Annotated in this window: 14 protein-coding genes; 3 read left to right on the top strand and 11 right to left on the bottom strand. The window is 36.8% G+C overall.

Features of this window, described 5'->3' with window-relative positions:
- Positions 1–3 precede the first annotated feature (3 nt).
- Positions 4–1296, bottom strand: a complete 1293-nt coding sequence (locus H4J50_RS10820) for an ATP-binding protein (RefSeq protein ID WP_108455866.1) — start codon at positions 1294–1296, stop codon at positions 4–6.
- A 76-nt stretch (positions 1297–1372) separates the two neighbouring features.
- The gene (locus H4J50_RS10815) at positions 1373–2086 is read right to left on the bottom strand and encodes a response regulator (protein ID WP_108455865.1); all 714 of its coding nucleotides are present in this window, start codon (positions 2084–2086) and stop codon (positions 1373–1375) included.
- A 386-nt stretch (positions 2087–2472) separates the two neighbouring features.
- On the opposite strand from H4J50_RS10815, the gene H4J50_RS10810 reads away from it, so the two are divergent.
- Entirely contained in the window at positions 2473–3732 is a 1260-nt protein-coding gene (locus H4J50_RS10810; protein WP_182256340.1) for an MFS transporter, read from the top strand.
- A gap of 106 nt (positions 3733–3838) precedes the next feature.
- Here H4J50_RS10810 and H4J50_RS10805 read toward each other — a convergent pair whose 3' ends face one another.
- The 8 genes from H4J50_RS10805 to H4J50_RS10770 all read right to left on the bottom strand — a co-directional run bounded on the left by H4J50_RS10805 (position 3839) and on the right by H4J50_RS10770 (position 15967).
- Positions 3839–6034 (bottom strand): hypothetical protein, encoded by a 2196-nt coding sequence (locus tag H4J50_RS10805; protein ID WP_182256338.1) that lies wholly within the window; start codon positions 6032–6034, stop codon positions 3839–3841.
- A complete protein-coding gene (locus H4J50_RS10800; protein WP_182256336.1) occupies positions 6031–8574 on the bottom strand; it encodes a hypothetical protein in 2544 nt (847 codons plus the stop codon). Before H4J50_RS10800 ends, H4J50_RS10805 begins: the two co-directional genes overlap by 4 nt.
- Positions 8574–10115: a BatA domain-containing protein gene (locus H4J50_RS10795; RefSeq protein WP_182256334.1), complete on the bottom strand. Its 1542-nt coding sequence runs from the start codon at positions 10113–10115 to the stop codon at positions 8574–8576. The genes H4J50_RS10800 and H4J50_RS10795 overlap by 1 nt, the downstream gene beginning before the upstream one ends.
- A complete protein-coding gene (locus H4J50_RS10790; protein ID WP_182256332.1) occupies positions 10112–11053 on the bottom strand; it encodes a DUF58 domain-containing protein in 942 nt (313 codons plus the stop codon). The genes H4J50_RS10795 and H4J50_RS10790 overlap by 4 nt, the downstream gene beginning before the upstream one ends.
- A 14-nt stretch (positions 11054–11067) precedes the next feature.
- Positions 11068–12102, bottom strand: a complete 1035-nt coding sequence (locus H4J50_RS10785) for a MoxR family ATPase (protein ID WP_182256330.1) — start codon at positions 12100–12102, stop codon at positions 11068–11070.
- Between the two features lie 33 nt (positions 12103–12135).
- Positions 12136–12837: a DUF4159 domain-containing protein gene (locus tag H4J50_RS10780; RefSeq protein ID WP_182256328.1), complete on the bottom strand. Its 702-nt coding sequence runs from the start codon at positions 12835–12837 to the stop codon at positions 12136–12138.
- Positions 12838–12920: 83 nt separating this feature from the next.
- The gene (locus H4J50_RS10775; RefSeq protein WP_259366229.1) at positions 12921–14126 is read right to left on the bottom strand and encodes a TldD/PmbA family protein; all 1206 of its coding nucleotides are present in this window, start codon (positions 14124–14126) and stop codon (positions 12921–12923) included.
- 212 nt (positions 14127–14338) lie between these two features.
- Entirely contained in the window at positions 14339–15967 is a 1629-nt protein-coding gene (locus tag H4J50_RS10770; protein WP_182256326.1) for a TldD/PmbA family protein, read from the bottom strand.
- Positions 15968–16451: 484 nt separating this feature from the next.
- On the opposite strand from H4J50_RS10770, the gene xthA reads away from it, so the two are divergent.
- Both xthA and rlmA read left to right on the top strand, forming a co-directional pair.
- Positions 16452–17261, top strand: a complete 810-nt coding sequence (xthA, locus tag H4J50_RS10765) for an exodeoxyribonuclease III (protein WP_182256324.1) — start codon at positions 16452–16454, stop codon at positions 17259–17261.
- Positions 17262–17284: 23 nt separating this feature from the next.
- Complete coding sequence (rlmA, locus tag H4J50_RS10760) at positions 17285–18109, top strand: 23S rRNA (guanine(745)-N(1))-methyltransferase (protein WP_259366228.1); 825 nt, start codon at positions 17285–17287, stop codon at positions 18107–18109.
- Between the two features lie 87 nt (positions 18110–18196).
- On the opposite strand, the gene yfbV is transcribed toward rlmA, so the two are convergent.
- Positions 18197–18628, bottom strand: coding sequence for a terminus macrodomain insulation protein YfbV (gene yfbV, locus H4J50_RS10755; protein WP_108455854.1), 432 nt, complete (start codon positions 18626–18628; stop codon positions 18197–18199).
- Positions 18629–18823: the final 195 nt, after the last annotated feature.

Below are 18823 nucleotides of genomic sequence, written 5' to 3'. Positions count from 1 at the left end.
TCATTAACTTGCAATGTGTTTAATCGGCCAACTGAGAATGAAACTTGCTCCGCCATTTTCACTATCAACAACAGAGGCACTGCCTCCATGCCATTCCATAATACGGCATACAATCGCTAGACCTAAACCAAAGCCTCCCGTTTCACGATTACGAGAAATATCACCACGGGAAAATGCATCAAATATGGTGCATTTAAAATCATCACAAACACCCTCACCATTGTCGGTAACTATTACCTGACAGTGTTCAGCGTTTTTCGAAATAGCGATGTCTATTTTACCGTTTCCATATTTGATAGCGTTGGATATATAGTTGTTCAGCGCGCGAGCAATAAATTGACGATCAACGTCAACTTTGTCATCACCAATTGAATTAGTAATATTAAAGCTTTGCTCAAACTGTTGATAATTACCCACCTGATTTTTAACAATATCAACCATCGATTCTTGAGAAAAATTTAGCTGCGGCTTTTCATTATCGAAACTAGCATAAATCAACATTTCGTTAATAAGCTGTTCTAATTCACAAATATCTTTACTTATAGCGTTACGGTATCTTTCTTGTTTGGCTTTATCATCGGTACACGCTAGCATTTGTAAGGCAAACTTGGTGCGTGCTAAAGGAGTGCGCAGTTCATGCGCTACCGCTGTAGACAATTCTTTATGAGCATCTATTAAACGTTTAATACGATGTGCCATGGTATTAAAGGCCGTTACCATAGGTTCGGTCATTGTTGATCTAGCTTTCGGCGCTACCATATCAAAACTTTCTTGGCCAAACGCTATAGCTGTTTTTCGTAGCTGATCCAAATCACGAGATAAAGGGCGTAACCAAAAAAACAATAAGCAGGCTAAACTGGCGAGTAAAATAACACGAATTAAGGCTTCAACTCTTGGCCTTGTTGGCATTTTGGCTGGGCCAAGTACAATCACTGCACCTGTGCTATTGATACGATGATGAATTTCTACAGCATCATTATCATAAAAAATGTGAGTGTTATCTTCTTTGATTACATCATGGCGCTGATGACTGATTTTCTCTACTTGTTGTTCTGACATTAACTTTAATGGCAGTTTCCATTGCTCAGATGCACCTGACAGTATTTCCTGCCATTCGTTTTCTGGATGTTTTTCTAAATAATTAGAAAGCGAGAGCAACATACTTTTATAGCCAGTATAAGACTCTATATCCTGTTCAAGATAAGAACTCCACACTTCATCGAGCATCCATGAGAATACGATAAAAATAGAGATTATCAGGAAATATAAGCTAAAAAATGAGCGACCAAGTTTCATCAAAACGCCTAAAAAGAGGGAAAAAATACTGATGAATTGGCGTAGCAACTCATCAGTTTATACATTGAAATAATACTTAACTCCAAGCGTCAGGAACAAATAAGTAACCTTGTCCCCAAATAGTTTTAATTCGAAAAGGAGTTTCATTACTGTCATGTAATTTTTTGCGTAAACGAGAAATACGTACATCAACACTTCTGTCCATACCGTCGTACTCACGGCCAACAACCGCTTTGTATATGTAATCTCGGTTTTGAACTTCGCCTGAACGACTTGCTAGTAACCAAAGTAAATCGAATTCTTGACTTGTTAGATCAACATTTTTACCGTGTAATGTTACTTGTCTTGAACCACGGCTTATATGTAACTCACCACAATCAATTTCAGCACTTTCTTTGCCTTCAGAAGGTAACTGGCCTCGGCGTAAAAGTGCATTAACACGAGCCAGTAGTACTCTAGGTTCTACAGGCTTGATAACGTAATCATCAGCGCCAATTTCTAAACCTAATACTTGATCAAAGTCAGTGCCCTTAGCAGTCAGCATTAGAATTGGACCTTTAAAACTAGGTCGTAAATCTTTACAAACCGCAAAACCATCTTTGCCAGGTAACATAATATCTAGAATGATTAAATCTGGGACAAACTTATCAACGCGCTTTTCGACCGTGTCACCTCTAAACTCTTGTTTAACGTGGTAACCTTCACTTTCTAAAAACTCAGTGACTAAATCCGATAGCTGGCGGTCATCTTCAACAAGCAATATTTTCTTTACTGACATATTATCTGGCATTAACTTGATCCTACTTTATTACACTGAATTAACAGTATTCTCATGGATGTATTATCAACACGGTTCAATGTTTACTGTCGCGGTTTAATGCGAATCAATAAATAAATAACAACCATTGAAAGTATGAATGATTTTAATTTTTATAATCATAAAATGTTTACTATTAATTAACAACGCCATGTACAAGGTGTTACGGCAATAGTACAATTTATTACCCTAAGTTTACACTTAATTACACCAACATAAGTAACTAATTTTTATAGTATTTATAAAAAAGTATTTTCACAATAATCTGTGTTTATTTAATCATGGCGTTTTACTTAGCTGCTCATGGCATTTATGATATGCACACAACCTGATGTTAATTTTAAGACCTAAAACGCTCTATGACAATTCACTTATCTCAAATAAAAGAGCCGGCAGAGAGCGCCTCCACCGTCGAAAAATTTAAAGCCCAAAAAACACTATATTCTGTCATGTTAGTGGTACTGTTTAGTTGCGCTGGTATCGCATTGCCTTACCCAGTACTAGCACCTATTTTTCTTAATGAAATTAGCCCTCTAACTACTTTTGCAGATTTACCTGGCAAAATTTCACTTGGTATAATATTAGCTATATATCCACTTGGTGTTATTTTAGGTAGCTCAGTTTTAGGCGCTGCTTCAGGTCTTTATGGACGTAAGAAAACCTTACTTATTACCCTAGTGTTAACTATTATTGGTTATGTGCTATCAGCATTAGCGGTTGTTGCTGAAAGTTTTTTAATGTTGATTTTTGCACGTTTTATAACAGGAATTTTTTCAGGAAATATCAGTATAGCGAAAGCAATCGCAGTAGATCTATCTCCAACATTGGATAAAACACATACCTTTAACCTTGTAAATGCTACCGGCTATATTGGTTGGTTACTTGGCCCTTTAGCTGGAGGGTTACTTGCCGTTTATGGTTTAGATGCTGTTTTCTACTTAGCAGCTATAGCTTTAGTCATAGCTCTACTCAGTGTTACATTTTTTTTACAAGCTGATGCTTCAGAACTCAACCAATCTAATGTCAAGTTTTCACAACTTTTTAGTAAGCAGAACTCATTTGCTTTACTCGCTAATACAAAAATTAGGCGTATATTTTTAATTTATTTACTGGCTACTTTGGGCCTAAATGCCTACTACGAATTTTATCCAGTTTGGTTAGTTGAAAACTTTAATTTTACAAGTCTGAACATTGGCTATATTACCGTTGTATTAACTTTATGTATGACAATCACTAGTGTATTTTTTGTTAAAAAATTGAAGCTAATCATGGGGCTAAAGTTTGGCGCTATATTTGGCATGGTATTAATGGCAGTTTTATTTAGTTTACACTTATTACTAACAGAGACTAATGTTTGGCCAGTTTATGCCATAACAGGTATCGCAATCGCTATATTTAATGGTTTGTTACCGGTGTATATTTCAGAACAATATGCCGATATTGAACAAGGCCAACTTATGGGGTTAATTACTACTACGTTTAGTGTTGCGAATGTACTTATGGCACTTATTGGTAGCGCATTAGCATTACTGGGTGCTCATTGGGCTATATTATTTGGCGCTATTTTACTTATTATTGCCTCTGTTGATTTTCACTTTAGTCAGGAAGATATTCGTTAAATAAACATAGTTTCAGGTAAACTTAGTTCACTGAGCCTTTCGCTATTTACTTGTCTAAGGACTTATTTAAAAACTTAGCTAAGCACTTGTCTAAAGACTTAACAATTTAATTACTCTGCCACTTTCTCTCGAACCATAATAATACCAGTGATACAAACATGATTAGCCATAGTATAAATTTATCAACTTGCTGATAAACATGCGATGAATTAAATACATCATTATCGGCATAATTATCGGTGTAGTTAGCATCAGCATTAAATTGACTCACTGCATGCTTAATGCCCTGCTGCCAGGCTGGAAAAGCGTCCTGGTCATAAAAGTAGCGAGCTTGCTCAGAAAGTTTTGACTGTTGATCATTTAAGGCTTTAAATGAATACCAACCTGCTTGGCTAGCTAAAAATTGTCCACACTGTTGATTGTTTAAAAGCGGATATGCCGTTAGCGACAACTGAGCAACAACCACCTTTTCTAGTGATGACATTAAACAAATATTTTGATACTGATCAACCTTCGCATACACGCTTGTTGAAGGCATTACCCATCGGGTGTTTTGTTCACCTCGAGATATGTTCAATAATAAATACTGCCAATAAGCACTATAGTACGCAGGGCTGACTTGTGATGACCATTGATAAGTTTCATTAAGTACCGTCAGTGCCACAGACCCTAAACCCAATGATTGTTTAGCAACTACTGCCTGACCTTTACCTGACTCAACAATAGTTCGTCCCTGCTTGGCATTTATATTAATTGAGACCGATTGAGCGGATATAACGTCACTTTTAGCTAATTTAGGTTGTTCTGGCCAATAAGCTAAAACATGGTTGTTATTGACATCTACAGAGGCTAACTCAAACAAGTTCAGTAACCTATTGAGCTTATCAAATTGGCTATTTTCAGCTGTTAATAGTGTACTATCCGCATTAATTAATACCCCTAATCCATCTTTGATTGCATTATATATTGCCTCAACTTCCATTGTTGGCAACGAAAGCAGCATTCTGCTGTCGATAATCAGGAGATCATAGCTTTCTAATAATATGCCAGTTAAGTCGTTAGATTGATTTTCTGTTATTTTCTGAACTGAATTTACTCTCTGATGCGACCATTTACTTTTACTTATTTGGCTTAAAACACGTACTTGGCTGCCAGCCTCACTCAACCATTGCTTCAACCGCCTAGTTTCAAATGACGGTGCTGATTGCTTAATCAATACACGGGGTTGGTTTCCCATAACAACGCTAAAAGCAATATCTTCACTTACGGTAAAAAGTTGTTTTGCCGTCGCACTTTTGTTTAGTAACTCTTTTACAATAAGCTGATAATTAAATAAGCCTGATATTTTACTGGTAGTTGTTAATGAAAAAACGTCATTCGGCTGAACAATAACACTGTCTTGAATACGGTCATTGCTCACTAAACTCAGCTCAAACTGACTATTAATATCTGAAGAATGTTGAAATTGCCCTGTTACCGTTAATGCTTGCCCTAAAATTAACTGTTTCGGCCAGTGCAAATAACTAAACCCTGTGATTGGATTACTCGCATAAAACTTAAATTTGGTAGAGGGTTTCTTGGCTGCGTCTGTTTTTAAAGGCGTAGGTGTTTCAGCTCCAGCTTCAAGTATCTGGGTGTGAGAAACATCACTATTAACTTGGTTAAAAGTCCCAAGATATTGCCACTGTATTTTACTTAGCCCATCACCAAATATTTGTATTAATGTCGGAACGTTATAGCGTTCGTTATACCCTTTAGATTGATTAATGCTAACCATTTCCCAAACATTGGTTAGGTCTTGAGTTGAGCTAATAACTACAACTTTGTCTGAATAGTTTTTAGCTAACCATTCCTTTAATGACTGATTGACAGCGGTACTTTCTTCAGAATCTAATAACAGCCATATCCGCTGGGCAGATTTTAGTGCCTGCGTGATGTTAATACTGTCCATACCTTGAATATTGAAATTTTCATTTTTTGCTGATTTTTTAAAACCTTGAGTTAGTAACACATCATAAGTTGATGTTTGTACTTTCATCTCAAAAGGTAAAAGAAAAATCAGCATACTGATAAAAGCAATAATATTGCCAAAAATCAACATTGATACATGAATACTTTTGCTATTTATAAAAGCATTTTTTTTATTTGAAATAGTATTACTATCACTTTTAAAGCGTCGAAAAATTATCACACAGCTAATCACTAAACCGAATAATGCTAATAGTAGAATGGCCCAGTGTAATGAGCTATCTAGAGTTAAACGGTAATTGCCTATAGCAATGCTTACAACTGAAGTAATCACAAATCACCCGTTAAAAATTGGCTATAGTTTTCAACCATAGATTGATGGACATTAAAGTCTTGTGGTTTACTGTTAGGGCTGGAGGTTGGGCTTGGTAGTAATTGCTCAAGCTTACCGGATAATAATTCAATACAACCAGCACATTGTGACAAACTCAGTCGCCGTTCAAGCAATATTTTCTCAATCACCACTAGCAACTCCACTAAGGCTGGTCTTTCATCTATAAGCTCTTCGATTCCTAATTTAGTTAATTCAGCTAGCGCTAATTCATCTACAGATAGCGCTACATTCGCCTTGAAATTCTGTGATTCATTAATGACATTATCGTTTGATAATGTCATTGTTTGAGACACAGGCTTCGAAGAGATAAGCGGTTGGTTATAGGCATTCAGTAATTGTAAAAACTGTCGGAATGCGAATAAAGTTTGATTTGATAGCTGCTCAGGCATAAAACGCGAAACTTGTACCGAGTTGGCTAAAATGTCTGTTTGGTCGCCTTGATATCGACGTTGCTCTGTTACGGGTGGCGGCTCAAAACCTAAACGTTTTACATAAATTCGCTCAGCTTTCCTGGCTAAATTTAATAACTTAAGCGCCTGTTGTTCAAAAGGTAAGGCAAGTGAAGGCTCAGACAACATTAAATGTAACTCTGCTTGCCACATATGGGCTAAACTTTGTTTCATCAACGCGCGAGGGTCTCGATTTGTCATTACACCCACATCACTATCTTCATGATTATGGCCATATTGATTTATCAGCTCCATGCGACCTGAAGCTTGGTTACCACGAGTATTATTTCCCCCCTCACTTTCATGTAAGTGAGCCAAAATGTCTTCATGATGCTCTGCTTGATTCGACGAAATTACCGCATTAACACTGCCACCTTGTTCGTCATGTATCTTAATTTCAGGTTTATGCTCAGCAGTATCATGAGCTTCATCAAGGCTTACCTTGTTATTTTTATCCCCTTCAACTTCATCACCGAGGTATTGACCATATTTTTCTTTAAGCGCACTCTGTGCTACCCCTAACAATTCTGACTTTTCATTAAAACTCGTAGGCTCAAGATCAGTTTTATCTTCTATTAATTCTATGGTTTCAATAATAATTTGACGCTGACTTTTGAAATATTCGGGCATAAAATCAATCAGTATTCCGTCGGCATTAATACCACTTTGCTCCTCTTCTAACCAACGTATAATTTTTGTTGTTGAACGGGTTTGCTGAAAATCAGGTTCACGATTATCGGTTGCCACAATACTAAAATAAAGCTCGTCACCAGGTTCCATAGCTAACTCTGCTATAGACCATTTTTTATAGTAGTGCCTTTTACCATCAACAAGTTCATCGCTGTCGAAGGCATAGATTTGATCTCTAAATTTAACCCCTTCACCTGAGCCTTTTGCTATTGAAGCCTTTATCTGAACGTCGGTAATCGAAAAATCATCTGATATTTGAACTTCGGCGGTTAGATTAGGAAGCGTATTTTTTCCATATTCTGTCACTGTACTTTTTGGATTAATAAAACGAATTTTAGGCGCATAATCAGGCGTTAAACTCATACGATGAATACCTGAAATACTGTCGATAATTTTCGACTCAACATGCCTAGCTGCTATATGATAAACCATGCTTTTGCGTAATATTAATTCTATCTGATGCGAACCATCGTCCTGCTTGATTAATTGATGACGTTCATTATTAGATAAAACAAGAAAGTAGTCTGTCTTAGGTACGGAAAAATTTAATCTCCAACGTACTTTACTGCCCACCAAAGTATTGATATCAAGTGACTCTGATATCAATTTAGCGGCCTGACCTTTCGTTAAACTATAGCTAGGCGGCATGATGGTGACTTGTTTAGCTATAATTTTAATCGCCGTATCATTCGGCTTATTTTCAATATTATTAAGGCTATCAGTACTTTGAGTAGCAGGTTGAAACCCTGAGATAATTTTATCAACTAAATTAAACTGATACGAAATAATAAAAACAATCAGCAAGATAAAAAGTAAAACACTAGAGAATATAAACTCTTGTTTGGCAAAATCTGGCGACAATTGACTATTTTTCACTTCTGCTTGTTGCTGCAAAATTTCGGCTAAACGATCTAGTACTTTATTCTGTTGCAGTTTTTCTAAAGCAGAGAGTTTATCTTGGTCAACTAATAATAACTGTGTACTTTGCTCAAGCTCTTCAAACTGACTATTTAGATGAGTAATAAGGTTTTTTAATGTAATACTCGCGTACTGTTTATTTTGAATTATTGTCACCAGCTTAATCACTATGGTTAAGACTAATGCCAGTAAACAAACGATAGATGCATACTCAACACTGAAAAAGTTAAAACTCATTAAGGTAAATAAAAGCGTGATGATCAATACGCACAATATCGGCATAAAAAGTAACAGTTGCAGTTGCAGGTATTTACGCCGCCAATGCGCTACAAGCTGATTTAAACGGCTAATATTTATTTGTCGTTTATCTTCGCTTGAAAAGCTTAGATTACCTTCTGAATGAATGTGCTTTTCGCTCGCCATTAAGCATCAACCTGATCTAATGATTTCGTTTTTGATTTCGAACGATAAATTTCACTAACGATTCGCTCAATAGTCCACAGCAATATCAATAAAAAAGTTAATATTTCAGTCCAATAGCTCTCATTCCTTTGCTGAGTAACGGCTAGGTCTTTAACATGTTTAAAATTAAAACGCCCTTTTTCAATACTGCTTGACCCTAGACTGGCTTGTTCAATGGTATTCAGTGTTTTAACTCGTTGGCTAATTTGTTCATGCAACAGTGTTTCCTTATTCTCAAAAGTGTGTTCTTGCCATTGTTGAAATAACAAGTCTTGTAAAAACAACGGAAATTGCTTCAACAATAGTAAGTTACTCCAAGACGGTGTAAACCTTGAATATAACTGGTAAACAATACTTTCACGCTTTGCGCTTTGATAGACAATGCTCGATTTAGTTAACATAGGTAAACTGATGCCGTTGGGTTGAGTCAATTGCCAAAGTATTTCTGTGTTTTTTATGATGCCAACTTCACTCAATTGTTCGCCGATATTTAGCGGTTTACCACGCTGATAAAATAAAGCTTCAGGATAAAGTAAAGCAGCATTACTTTTATTAATGCTTATGGCATTCGCATTTGAGAATAAGGTATTTTCATTTGACTGTTGCGCATCAACAAATAGCTTTGAGCTGGTTGACAAGACCTTAACAGTTTCTTGATCAAGATCTGCTGTACTTAAATAAAATAGCCAATCCGGGGGAGTACGTAAAATTTGCTGATAATGCTCAGTATTTTTAAACGTTTTTTGATCAAAGGATGACAACTTTAATGCTGGGGCTACTTGTTGTTTTATTAATGCAAAGGCTTGCTGAAAGTATTTAAGATCGCCATACCTGTCCTCATCATAAATAATAACAACGTTCATCGCATGTGGATATTTCTTATCACGGTTAGAAGCAAGGTTTTGAATTTGCCAATCAACGGAGTTGGCTATCGTAATCTGAGGCTTTATATCGTTAAGTTTGTATTGAACCGCGCGGTCAGTAACAAAAAGTTTAATCCGCGTTTCAGGTGCTAATGATTGACTAAAGGAGGTTAGATTTTTTAGCGTATTTTGATGCTGGATGACATTAAGCTGTTGTTGCCATTCCACTACTTCCTTATCGGTAATTAACTCAGTATTACCGGCTAAAAGATAGATAGGTTGATTTAAACTATTATCGATTAACTGCTGTCTTTGTGTGTCATTGCTTTGGTTCAACCAATCAGCAGTAACAACATGCACTTCATCATTCTTTATCAAAGCTTTAGTTAAAAAAAGATCCGCTAAAAGTAATACTGAACAAATCAATAACAAAAGTCGTAATAACAATAACCAAGCTTCAGTAAGACGAATTTGTCGCATACTTTTGGGTTGCAGTGAATCGATTAAAGCAATATTGGCAAATTTAACCTGCTTTGGTTGGCTTTTACTGATCAAATGCAACACTAGTGGCACTATTAAGGCCAACAACGCTATAAAAGCTAATGGATTTTGAATCATCACTTCAGGAAAGTAACTCATGTTTTGCGCCCATGATTACTATTTCTTACACTGAGAAAATCGACTAAAGCTTGATCTAAGGCTTGATCAATATTAGCGTGAAAATATTGAATATTTTGCTGTGCTAAATGCGCTTTTAATGTTTCATCGCAATGTTGCTTATTTTTAAGATAACTCGTACGCACTTCTTTCGCTGACACTTGACGGTATTCGTTAGTCTCTAGGTCTTGAAAATTAATCGTACCTTGATAAGGAAAGTTAATTTCATCATTACTGTCTAGATGAAAAGCAACCACATCGGTATACCTATTCGTCAGTTTTGACGTTAACGTTAATAACTCTTTATTAACTTGATGAAAATCACTAATAACTATCACTAAGCCATTTTTACGTACGGTACTTAATTGACTCAAAATCATTTGTGTATTTGGTATCGCACCACTGGCTTCTAATTGCGTTAAGCTGAGTAATATTTTTTGCCAGTGACGTTCACCCGGCAATGCAGCAACTTGTTGATGGCTTTTGCCAGAAAGCGCTAATAAGCCAACACTATCACCCTGCTTTTGTGCTAAATAGCTGATTGTTGCCGCTAAATATCGGCCATAGTTCAATTTATTCCATTGGCCTATAACTGAATCTTTTTCAGGGATTTGAGCAGTGCTGGCAAAAGACTGTTGTAACATAGATTCGCTACAATCGAGTACGATCCAAACATTCACATTGCTTTCTCGCTCTGCTTCTCGAACAAAGTATTTATCTGAGCGAGCAAATAATTTCCAGTCTATTTTACTGAGTTCATCACCAGGTTCATAAGCTCTAAACTGGCTAAACTCAATACCAACTCCGCGTTGAAGACTTGCATGACTGCCATGTAAAAACCCTTGCGCTAAGGTTTTAATTGCTAAAGGTAGATCTTTAACTCTTAATAAAGTTTTGGCATCAAAATATGGCTGTTGCACGTGCGTTACCTGATTTACTGCAAGGGACTGGTTGGCAAAGTAACAAAGGCTAATAAATCCTCAATAACATTATCAGGAGTAATATTTAAAGCCTCGGCCTGAAAATTAACTAGAATTCGATGCCTTAATACCGCTGGCGCAACAAACTGAATATCAGCAATGGTGATGGCATAACGTCCCGCCATTAATGCTTTTGCTTTTGCACATAAAATTAACGCCTGCCCAGCTCTTGGACCTGCTCCCCAACGTACATGTTCGACAACACTTTGGCAGTGTTCTTTTAATTGTTCCGATGTTTTTTCTTTCGCTTCAATTGAACTTACAGGTCTTGTTGCTCGTGCTAAATTTGCAGCATAAGATAGTAACTCATCAGACACGGTGACATTACGTACCAGGTTTTGTAATGCGATAATATCTTCTGCCGTTAGCACTTCAGTCAGTTCACTGTGGTTATTACCCGTAGTTCGTTTAAGAATTTCAATTTCTTCTTTTTCTGATGGGTAACCTACGCGGACAAACATTAAAAATCGATCTAATTGCGCTTCAGGTAATGGATAAGTACCGGCTTGCTCAACAGGATTTTGCGTTGCTAAAACAAAAAAAGGTTTAGGTAAATCGTAAGTTGTTCCTGCATAGCTTATGCGGCGCTCTTGCATCGCTTCTAATAACGCAGCTTGTGTTTTTGGTGGTGTACGGTTAATCTCATCCGCCAATAAAATATGCGTAAATACCGGTCCTTGCTGAAATTTAAAAAAACGCTCGCCACTATCATGATCCGTTTCTAATATCTCAGTGCCAATAATGTCACTGGGCATTAAATCAGGTGTAAATTGCACGCGATTGAAATTTAGCGCTAATGTTTTTGCTAATGAACTTACCATCAAGGTTTTAGCTAAACCAGGTACACCTTCAAGTAAACAATGTCCGCCAGCCAATATACTGATTAGTAGCTCATCAATCACACTTTGTTGGCCAACAATAACTTTCGCTATTTCATTGCTAACTTGATTCAATTTGCCTAGTAACTCGGTTATCTGTTGTTCTTGCATGTATATTCCATTTATAAATATGTAAACGACTCGCTAGCTATTCATTGCATACATAACAATATTGACCGCAAAGCGAGTATTATCGACTTTTAACCAACGTTTATTACGAAAGTCATAATCCCATTCACAACCTAAGTCTTTATTACTATATAGCACGGCAATTCGGCCATTAACTTCGATTGCTTTTAAGTAGTTGTGCACCAAATCATCGCCCCAGCCATTCAGCTCAATTGAAGTTCTAGGCGGGCCTTCGAACTTAAAAAATGAAGAATATATGGCGTGGTCATTAGGAATTTTATTTAACGCTTGCTCGCCAAATATTTCACGCATTTGTCGTTCAAAGCTGCGAGCAAACATGCCATCAATATCATGATTACAGTCATCAACAAATACAAAACCACCATTTTCAACATAGCGTTGAAAGTTTTGTTTTTCTTCTCTATTAAATTGCACTAGCCGATGGCCAGCTAGATAGCAAAATGGCGCTGCAAGCATTTGTGGATCAGATAAAGGCAGTATTCGCTCTTTAATATCGACCCGTAAACTGGTGTATTCGATTAATGAGTTAAGTACGTTGGCAGGCATTCTTTCGTCAACTTCCCAATCGCCTGACTCATAGCTCAAACGTGTAAAAAAGAAGTCAATTTGCTCTTGTGCACTCAGTCGTAAAAACGGTAAAGCAAATGTGCCTACTGAAAATAGCGAAATGGTACGAATAAAATTACGTCGATTCATATAAACACAAGAAAAAGTTAAGGGTAAACAAATATAACGCGTTTACCCTTATTTAAGTTCTTCTTTTTGATCCTATTTATTGACTAAACAGCGTCTGACAAACTGCTGAAGGTGAAATCACGTATTTTCATTGGCGGAATCATACTGCCATTAATACGTTGCGGCTTACCAAGTGCTTCAATATTATTAAGCATAACAATTGGGCTTTCGTTGAAGCGGAAGTTTTTAATTGGATATTTAATCTTGCCATTTTCAATATAGAAAGTGCCGTCACGTGTTAGACCTGTATATAGCAAAGTTTGCGGATCTAACGCTCGAATGTACCAAAGGCGAGTAACAAGAATGCCACGACGAGTGTCTTTGATCATATCTTCGAGTGTGTCATTACCACCAGCCATAATAATTTGTGCCGGACCACCAAACAAGCCAGAGCCTGTGTATGCGGTAGGTGCATATTCTACGCCTGTTTTACTCGCCCAATAAGGAGAGTTTGGCATATTGACTATTTTTCCATCCTTTATCCAGTCTGTTTTCCCAACACTATGACCATCACCAGCAAAAGGTGCTGTTGGTGCTTCAGAATTCATAGGATCCGAGTAGATATGTACACGTTCATCAAAAAGTTTTTCGCCTAAAAGGTTAGTAGGTCCACCCTCTTTGCCATCTTCTTGTTTCTTACTTAAAAAACTTCGGCCTTCATCCGCAGCTCGCTGGTTCATACTGCCAAACATGTTATTCAGTAATTGTACGCTAGCGGCAGGCTCTAATATGACCGTATATTTACCCGGCTCTAATTCTTTGGCGCCAGACGAACCAATGGACTTTTCAATCGCCACTTGTGAAGCTTCTTTAGTATTTAATTTTTTAAAGTCACTATAATCACGAGTAACCCAACCCGAGCCTTTGCCATCTTCAGTACGAATAGTGACTGTAAAATCAACATTAGTCGCCTGATTATAAGCAAACAACCCTTTACTGTTCATAATAGCAACAAAGGTCGTTGAATCTTGCAAGAACCCTGAAGAAACCAATTTATTAGCTTTAGAAGGCTTAATGCTATTTTCAGCTGCTTGGGCTCTATCATCTGGCGTTATATTCGTGGTTGAGTCAAAAGCGCTTTGAGGTTGATTGTATTTTTGCTTACCAAACAATGGCATATTTTCTGGATTTTCAGGCGCTAATTTGGCTAACTCCTCAGAGCGTTTAACCACTTTCATTAATGATGCATCGTCAAATTCATTAATGGTTGCCACACCTGTTTTCTTGCCAAATGTTGACTGTACAGACAAGGTTAAATCACTTTGCTCACCTGAGGTAGAAACTGTATTACGCGCGGTGCGAATATTGCCACCGTCTTCTCCACCTAAGTTACACTCACATTCGTCGGCTTTTGAAAATGAAAGTACTTTTTTAATAACTCTTTCGCGTGTTGTTCTGTTAAAATTGTCATGACGCTATGCTTCCTTTTATTCTTTATTTTTATCGTCAAATATAGGTAAAATTAAACCTTACGAGCGGTATTTATCACGTTGATATTATTAAATCTTGTTGTTGGACAACCGTGAGAAACTGCACTAACTTGAGAAGGCTGACCTTTACCATCAAAAAATGACCCGCCTATGCGATAATCAGATTTACCCGCCATTTGTGTACAGCTATTCCAAAACTGTTGGGTATTTGATTGATAAGCAACATCTTCAATCTGCTCAGTAATTTTACCGTTCTTGATTTCAAAAAATAATTGACCTCCAAATTGAAAGTTATAACGCTGTTGGTCAATCGAAAATGAACCACGACCAGCAATATAAATACCATTTTCAACGTCTTTTATAACATCGTCAGCTGATAAATCTTTATCATTTGGTTTTAAGGAAACATTAGGCATACGTTGAAATTGAACATCACGCCAACTTTGTGAATAACAACAACCGTGAGATTCTTTTTGATCAATCATATGCACTTGATCACGAATGGCTTGATAGTTAACCAAAGTGCCATCTTTAACTAAATCCCACTCTTTTGTTTTAACACCTTCGTCATCATAACCAACATTACCTAATGAGTATGGTTGGGTTTTATCGGCAAATAAATTAACAATATCAGAACCATAATTAAATTTACCACTCTTCCATTTATCTAAAGTTGCAAAACTGGTGCCTGCGAAGTTAGCTTCATAACCTAATACTCGGTCAAGCTCTAATGGATGTCCCACAGACTCATGAATAGTTAGCATTAAGTGGGCAGGATCTAATACTAAGTCATATTTACCGGGCTCAACTGATTTAGCTTTTAACTTAGCTTGCAGTTGTTTACCTGCTGCAGTTGCATCTTCAAGCATATCGTAAGAGTTTTTATAACCAACGTTAGCACCTAATATGCGGACTTTGTCTTCTTCTTTACCATCTAAGTACTCAAAGCCCATCCCCACAGGATTACCCAAACCAGTGCGTTGCTTAAAGCCTTCTTTACCAACCGCTGTAGCAAAAAACGGTGCCCATAATCGATGTACGTCTTGATCTATGTATGAACCATCGGTAGAAGCAAAGTATTTTTGTTCATTCACTAAAAACAAAATAGAAGTAATATAGTTAGCCCCGTTTGACATAGCGGCATCATTTACCGACAGCAACAAATCAACTTTATCTTTAATCGGAATTTCGAGAGCATTCTTTTTAATGGGGGTATTCCAGCTAACATCACCAACGCCTTTTACCGGTGCAAGTTGCACTGGAACCGTTTGGAATTTTGAATTAGCCATGGCAACAGTCACTGCTTTTTCTGCAGTTTTAGCAACACTATCTGGAGTCATATTTGAAGTAGATGCGAAACCCCAAGTACCATTGGCAATTACACGAATACCTATACCTGCCGATTCCGTATTAACAATGTTATCAACGCGAGTCTCTTGTGTCGTAACAAACTGATTGAGATAACGGCCAATACGCGCATCAGCATAAGAAGCACCCTTTGCTTTTGCAGCATTTAAAGCAATGTCAGCCAGTTTTTTCTTATAAGCGACATCCATAGGTTTATCTAGCAATTGATCTGCTGATACCGCTAAGCCAGACATCGGCAACATTAACCCACCAGCACCAACGCCAGTAAGTTTAATAAAATCACGTCTTTGCATTTCCAATCCCTCTTTTTTTTATTTTAACTTCTTGTTATATTTTATGTTTTTTAAACTACCAACAACAAAGCCTTAAATAAACTAAAAAAAACATCTCGTAAATGCACGAGTAATAAGCTTCAGGCGGATAACTAACATCATTCAAATATAGCGCAATGTAGCAGTCTACAACAGAGGTAAAAATAATTTAACTAAACATTAGATTAACAATTAAGTAACAAAGTATTTCCATGGTTCAAACTAAGGAGGGATTATGTAGAGTTAAAAGTGGAAATCACGCGATAATATGAATGTTATTAAAATAAAATGTATTCCACTAATTTCAGTGTTTTAAAATCATAAAAAATGTACGTTGAATGTGCCTAATTATAAAGGCATGCATACCTTAAACAGTCTTATTCTTCACTGAATTTCATCTCGATATCACTACTGATAATGTCCAACTTCTGGTAGCATGAGCGAAAAATAATTATTGAGTGTCAAAATGAAAATCATCTCTTTTAATATTAATGGCCTGCGTGCACGTTTACATCAACTACAGGCGATTATAGACAAGCATCAACCCGATATTATTGGCTTACAGGAAATTAAAGTTCACGATGAAGCTTTCCCACTAGCTGATGTTGAAGCAATGGGCTATCACGTGTATTTTCATGGTCAAAAGGCACATTATGGTGTTGCTATGTTGTGTAAGAAATCAGCCGATATTGTTATTAAAGGTTTTCCTACTGATGATGATGAAGCTCAAAAACGCATGATCATGGTGCAAACAACCGATGAAAATGATGAAAAAGTAACGGTGTTAAATGGTTACTTCCCTCAAGGTGATAATATTGCTCATGAAACAAAGTATCCTTATAAGCGTCAGTTTTATAAAGACTTAATGCAATACTTAAATGAACATCATACGCCTGATGAAAACGTTGTAATTATGGGTGATATTAATATTTCGCCGACCGATTTAGACATAGGTATTGGAGAGCCTAATAAAAAACGTTGGTTAAAAACAGGAAAATGCAGTTTTCAACCTGAAGAAAGACAATGGTTATCTACCTTGATGAACTGGGGATTTACCGATACTTTTAGAGCATTACACCCAACTCGTGAAGAAAGATATTCGTGGTTTGATTATCGCTCTCGCGGCTTTGATGATAATCGCGGACTGCGTATTGACGTTGTGCTCGCCACTAAAAATCTTGCCGAGCGTTGTATAGAGTCAGATGTTGATTATGAGCTTAGAGGGATAGAAAAACCTTCTGATCATGCGCCTATTTGGTCTACATTTAGTCAATAAAAAGCTTTAATTTAATGATAACTATGACTCCAACTCATTATGCTTGCCCGTTATGTAGTTTACCCCTGCTAAATCAAGCTGCGGTATTTCGCTGTGAAAATAACCATAGCTTTGATTGTGCAAAAGAGAACTATTTAAATTTGCTACCGGTACAATTTAAGCATTCAAAAAATCCGGGTGATAACAAGGCAATGGTAAATGCTCGACGGGCATTTTTAGAGCAAGGCTACTATCAGCCACTAATGAATAGATTACTCGCTTTATATCATGAAAAAATGCCTGCAGATGCCAATAAACCGGCAATTTTTCTTGATGCAGGTTGTGGAGAAGGGTTTTATACTCATCAACATAAAAATGCTGAAAATACGGTTTACGGTGTTGATATCGCCAAAGAAGCGATAAAAAAAGCCGGTAAAAAGTATAAAAATTGTCACTTTAGCGTCGCGACATTATCTAAGCTACCTTTTGCAGACAGTTTGTTCTCTTGGATAGTATCGGTATATGCACCGATTTTAGAAAATGAATTTACGCGCGTGTTATCACCTGGTGGATTTTTGTTAACCGTTACACCGGCTAAGCAACACTTAATGCAATTAAAACAGCAAATTTATGATGATGCTAAAGAGCATGATGTTGAAAAGTTACCCATTGAAAATTTAACACTGGTGCACCAAGAAAATATCACTTATCAAATGCACTTAAAAACGGGTCAAGACACATTAAATTTATTGTCTATGACACCTTTTGCTTTTAAGGCCAGTGAAATAGTAAAACAGCACTTATTAAATCAAGATAATTTTACTTGTCAGGCAGACTTTCTAATTCGCCTTTATCAAAAATCAGATTAATTAAAATTAAAAAATAAAAAAGGCGATACCCAATCAAGGTATCGCCTTACTATTGAAAATGAAAACGCTGTTTACACAAGCATATTCTTAAGTCATTTTGTAACGATTTTGAAAAGTTAAATTCAATAACTGAGCCAGGTCTAAGTAGCGAGGACGTTGCGTAGATAGCTTGAGATCGCCACCACTTTGATTTACACGCGCTACACTTTCCTTATACCAACTAGCCAAACCTGGCGGTAAAAATTTATCGGCTTTAATGCCCATAAATATCAAAGCTTGTAATGGAAAACTCAAAATACATAAACTGTATAGAAGTGCTTGGGGTAAAACAGACCAAGAACCAAAATACAATTGCATAATAAAACAAAACAACGCTAACCCTGGCATTATTTTACAAACCAAACGGCTAACTTTAACCGCTTGATAGTCAGCAAAATACTCACCAAGTTCTGTGCGCGTTGGCCACAAATTAATGTATTTTCGACCAAGCAATATAATTTCTAAAAATGATAATTTCATACACCACACACTACATCAGAGGTTAATTAAAAGATAGCACAAAGTTGTTACCAAAATACAACTCAAGCCAATGAAAATTCGTATTTGTGGTTAATGTTATTTGATAACAGTGTGATTAAATCATTTATTTAATAGTGAAAACTTCTGAGCACGTATGAGTCGACTACCACCAGTTAACCACGCTCTATATTAAGT

The organism is Colwellia sp. 6M3 (assembly GCF_014077595.1).
Taxonomy (GTDB): domain Bacteria; phylum Pseudomonadota; class Gammaproteobacteria; order Enterobacterales; family Alteromonadaceae; genus Cognaticolwellia.
The sequence above is the reverse complement of the archived record's forward strand: the minus strand, read 5'-3'. Positions and strand labels throughout refer to the sequence as shown.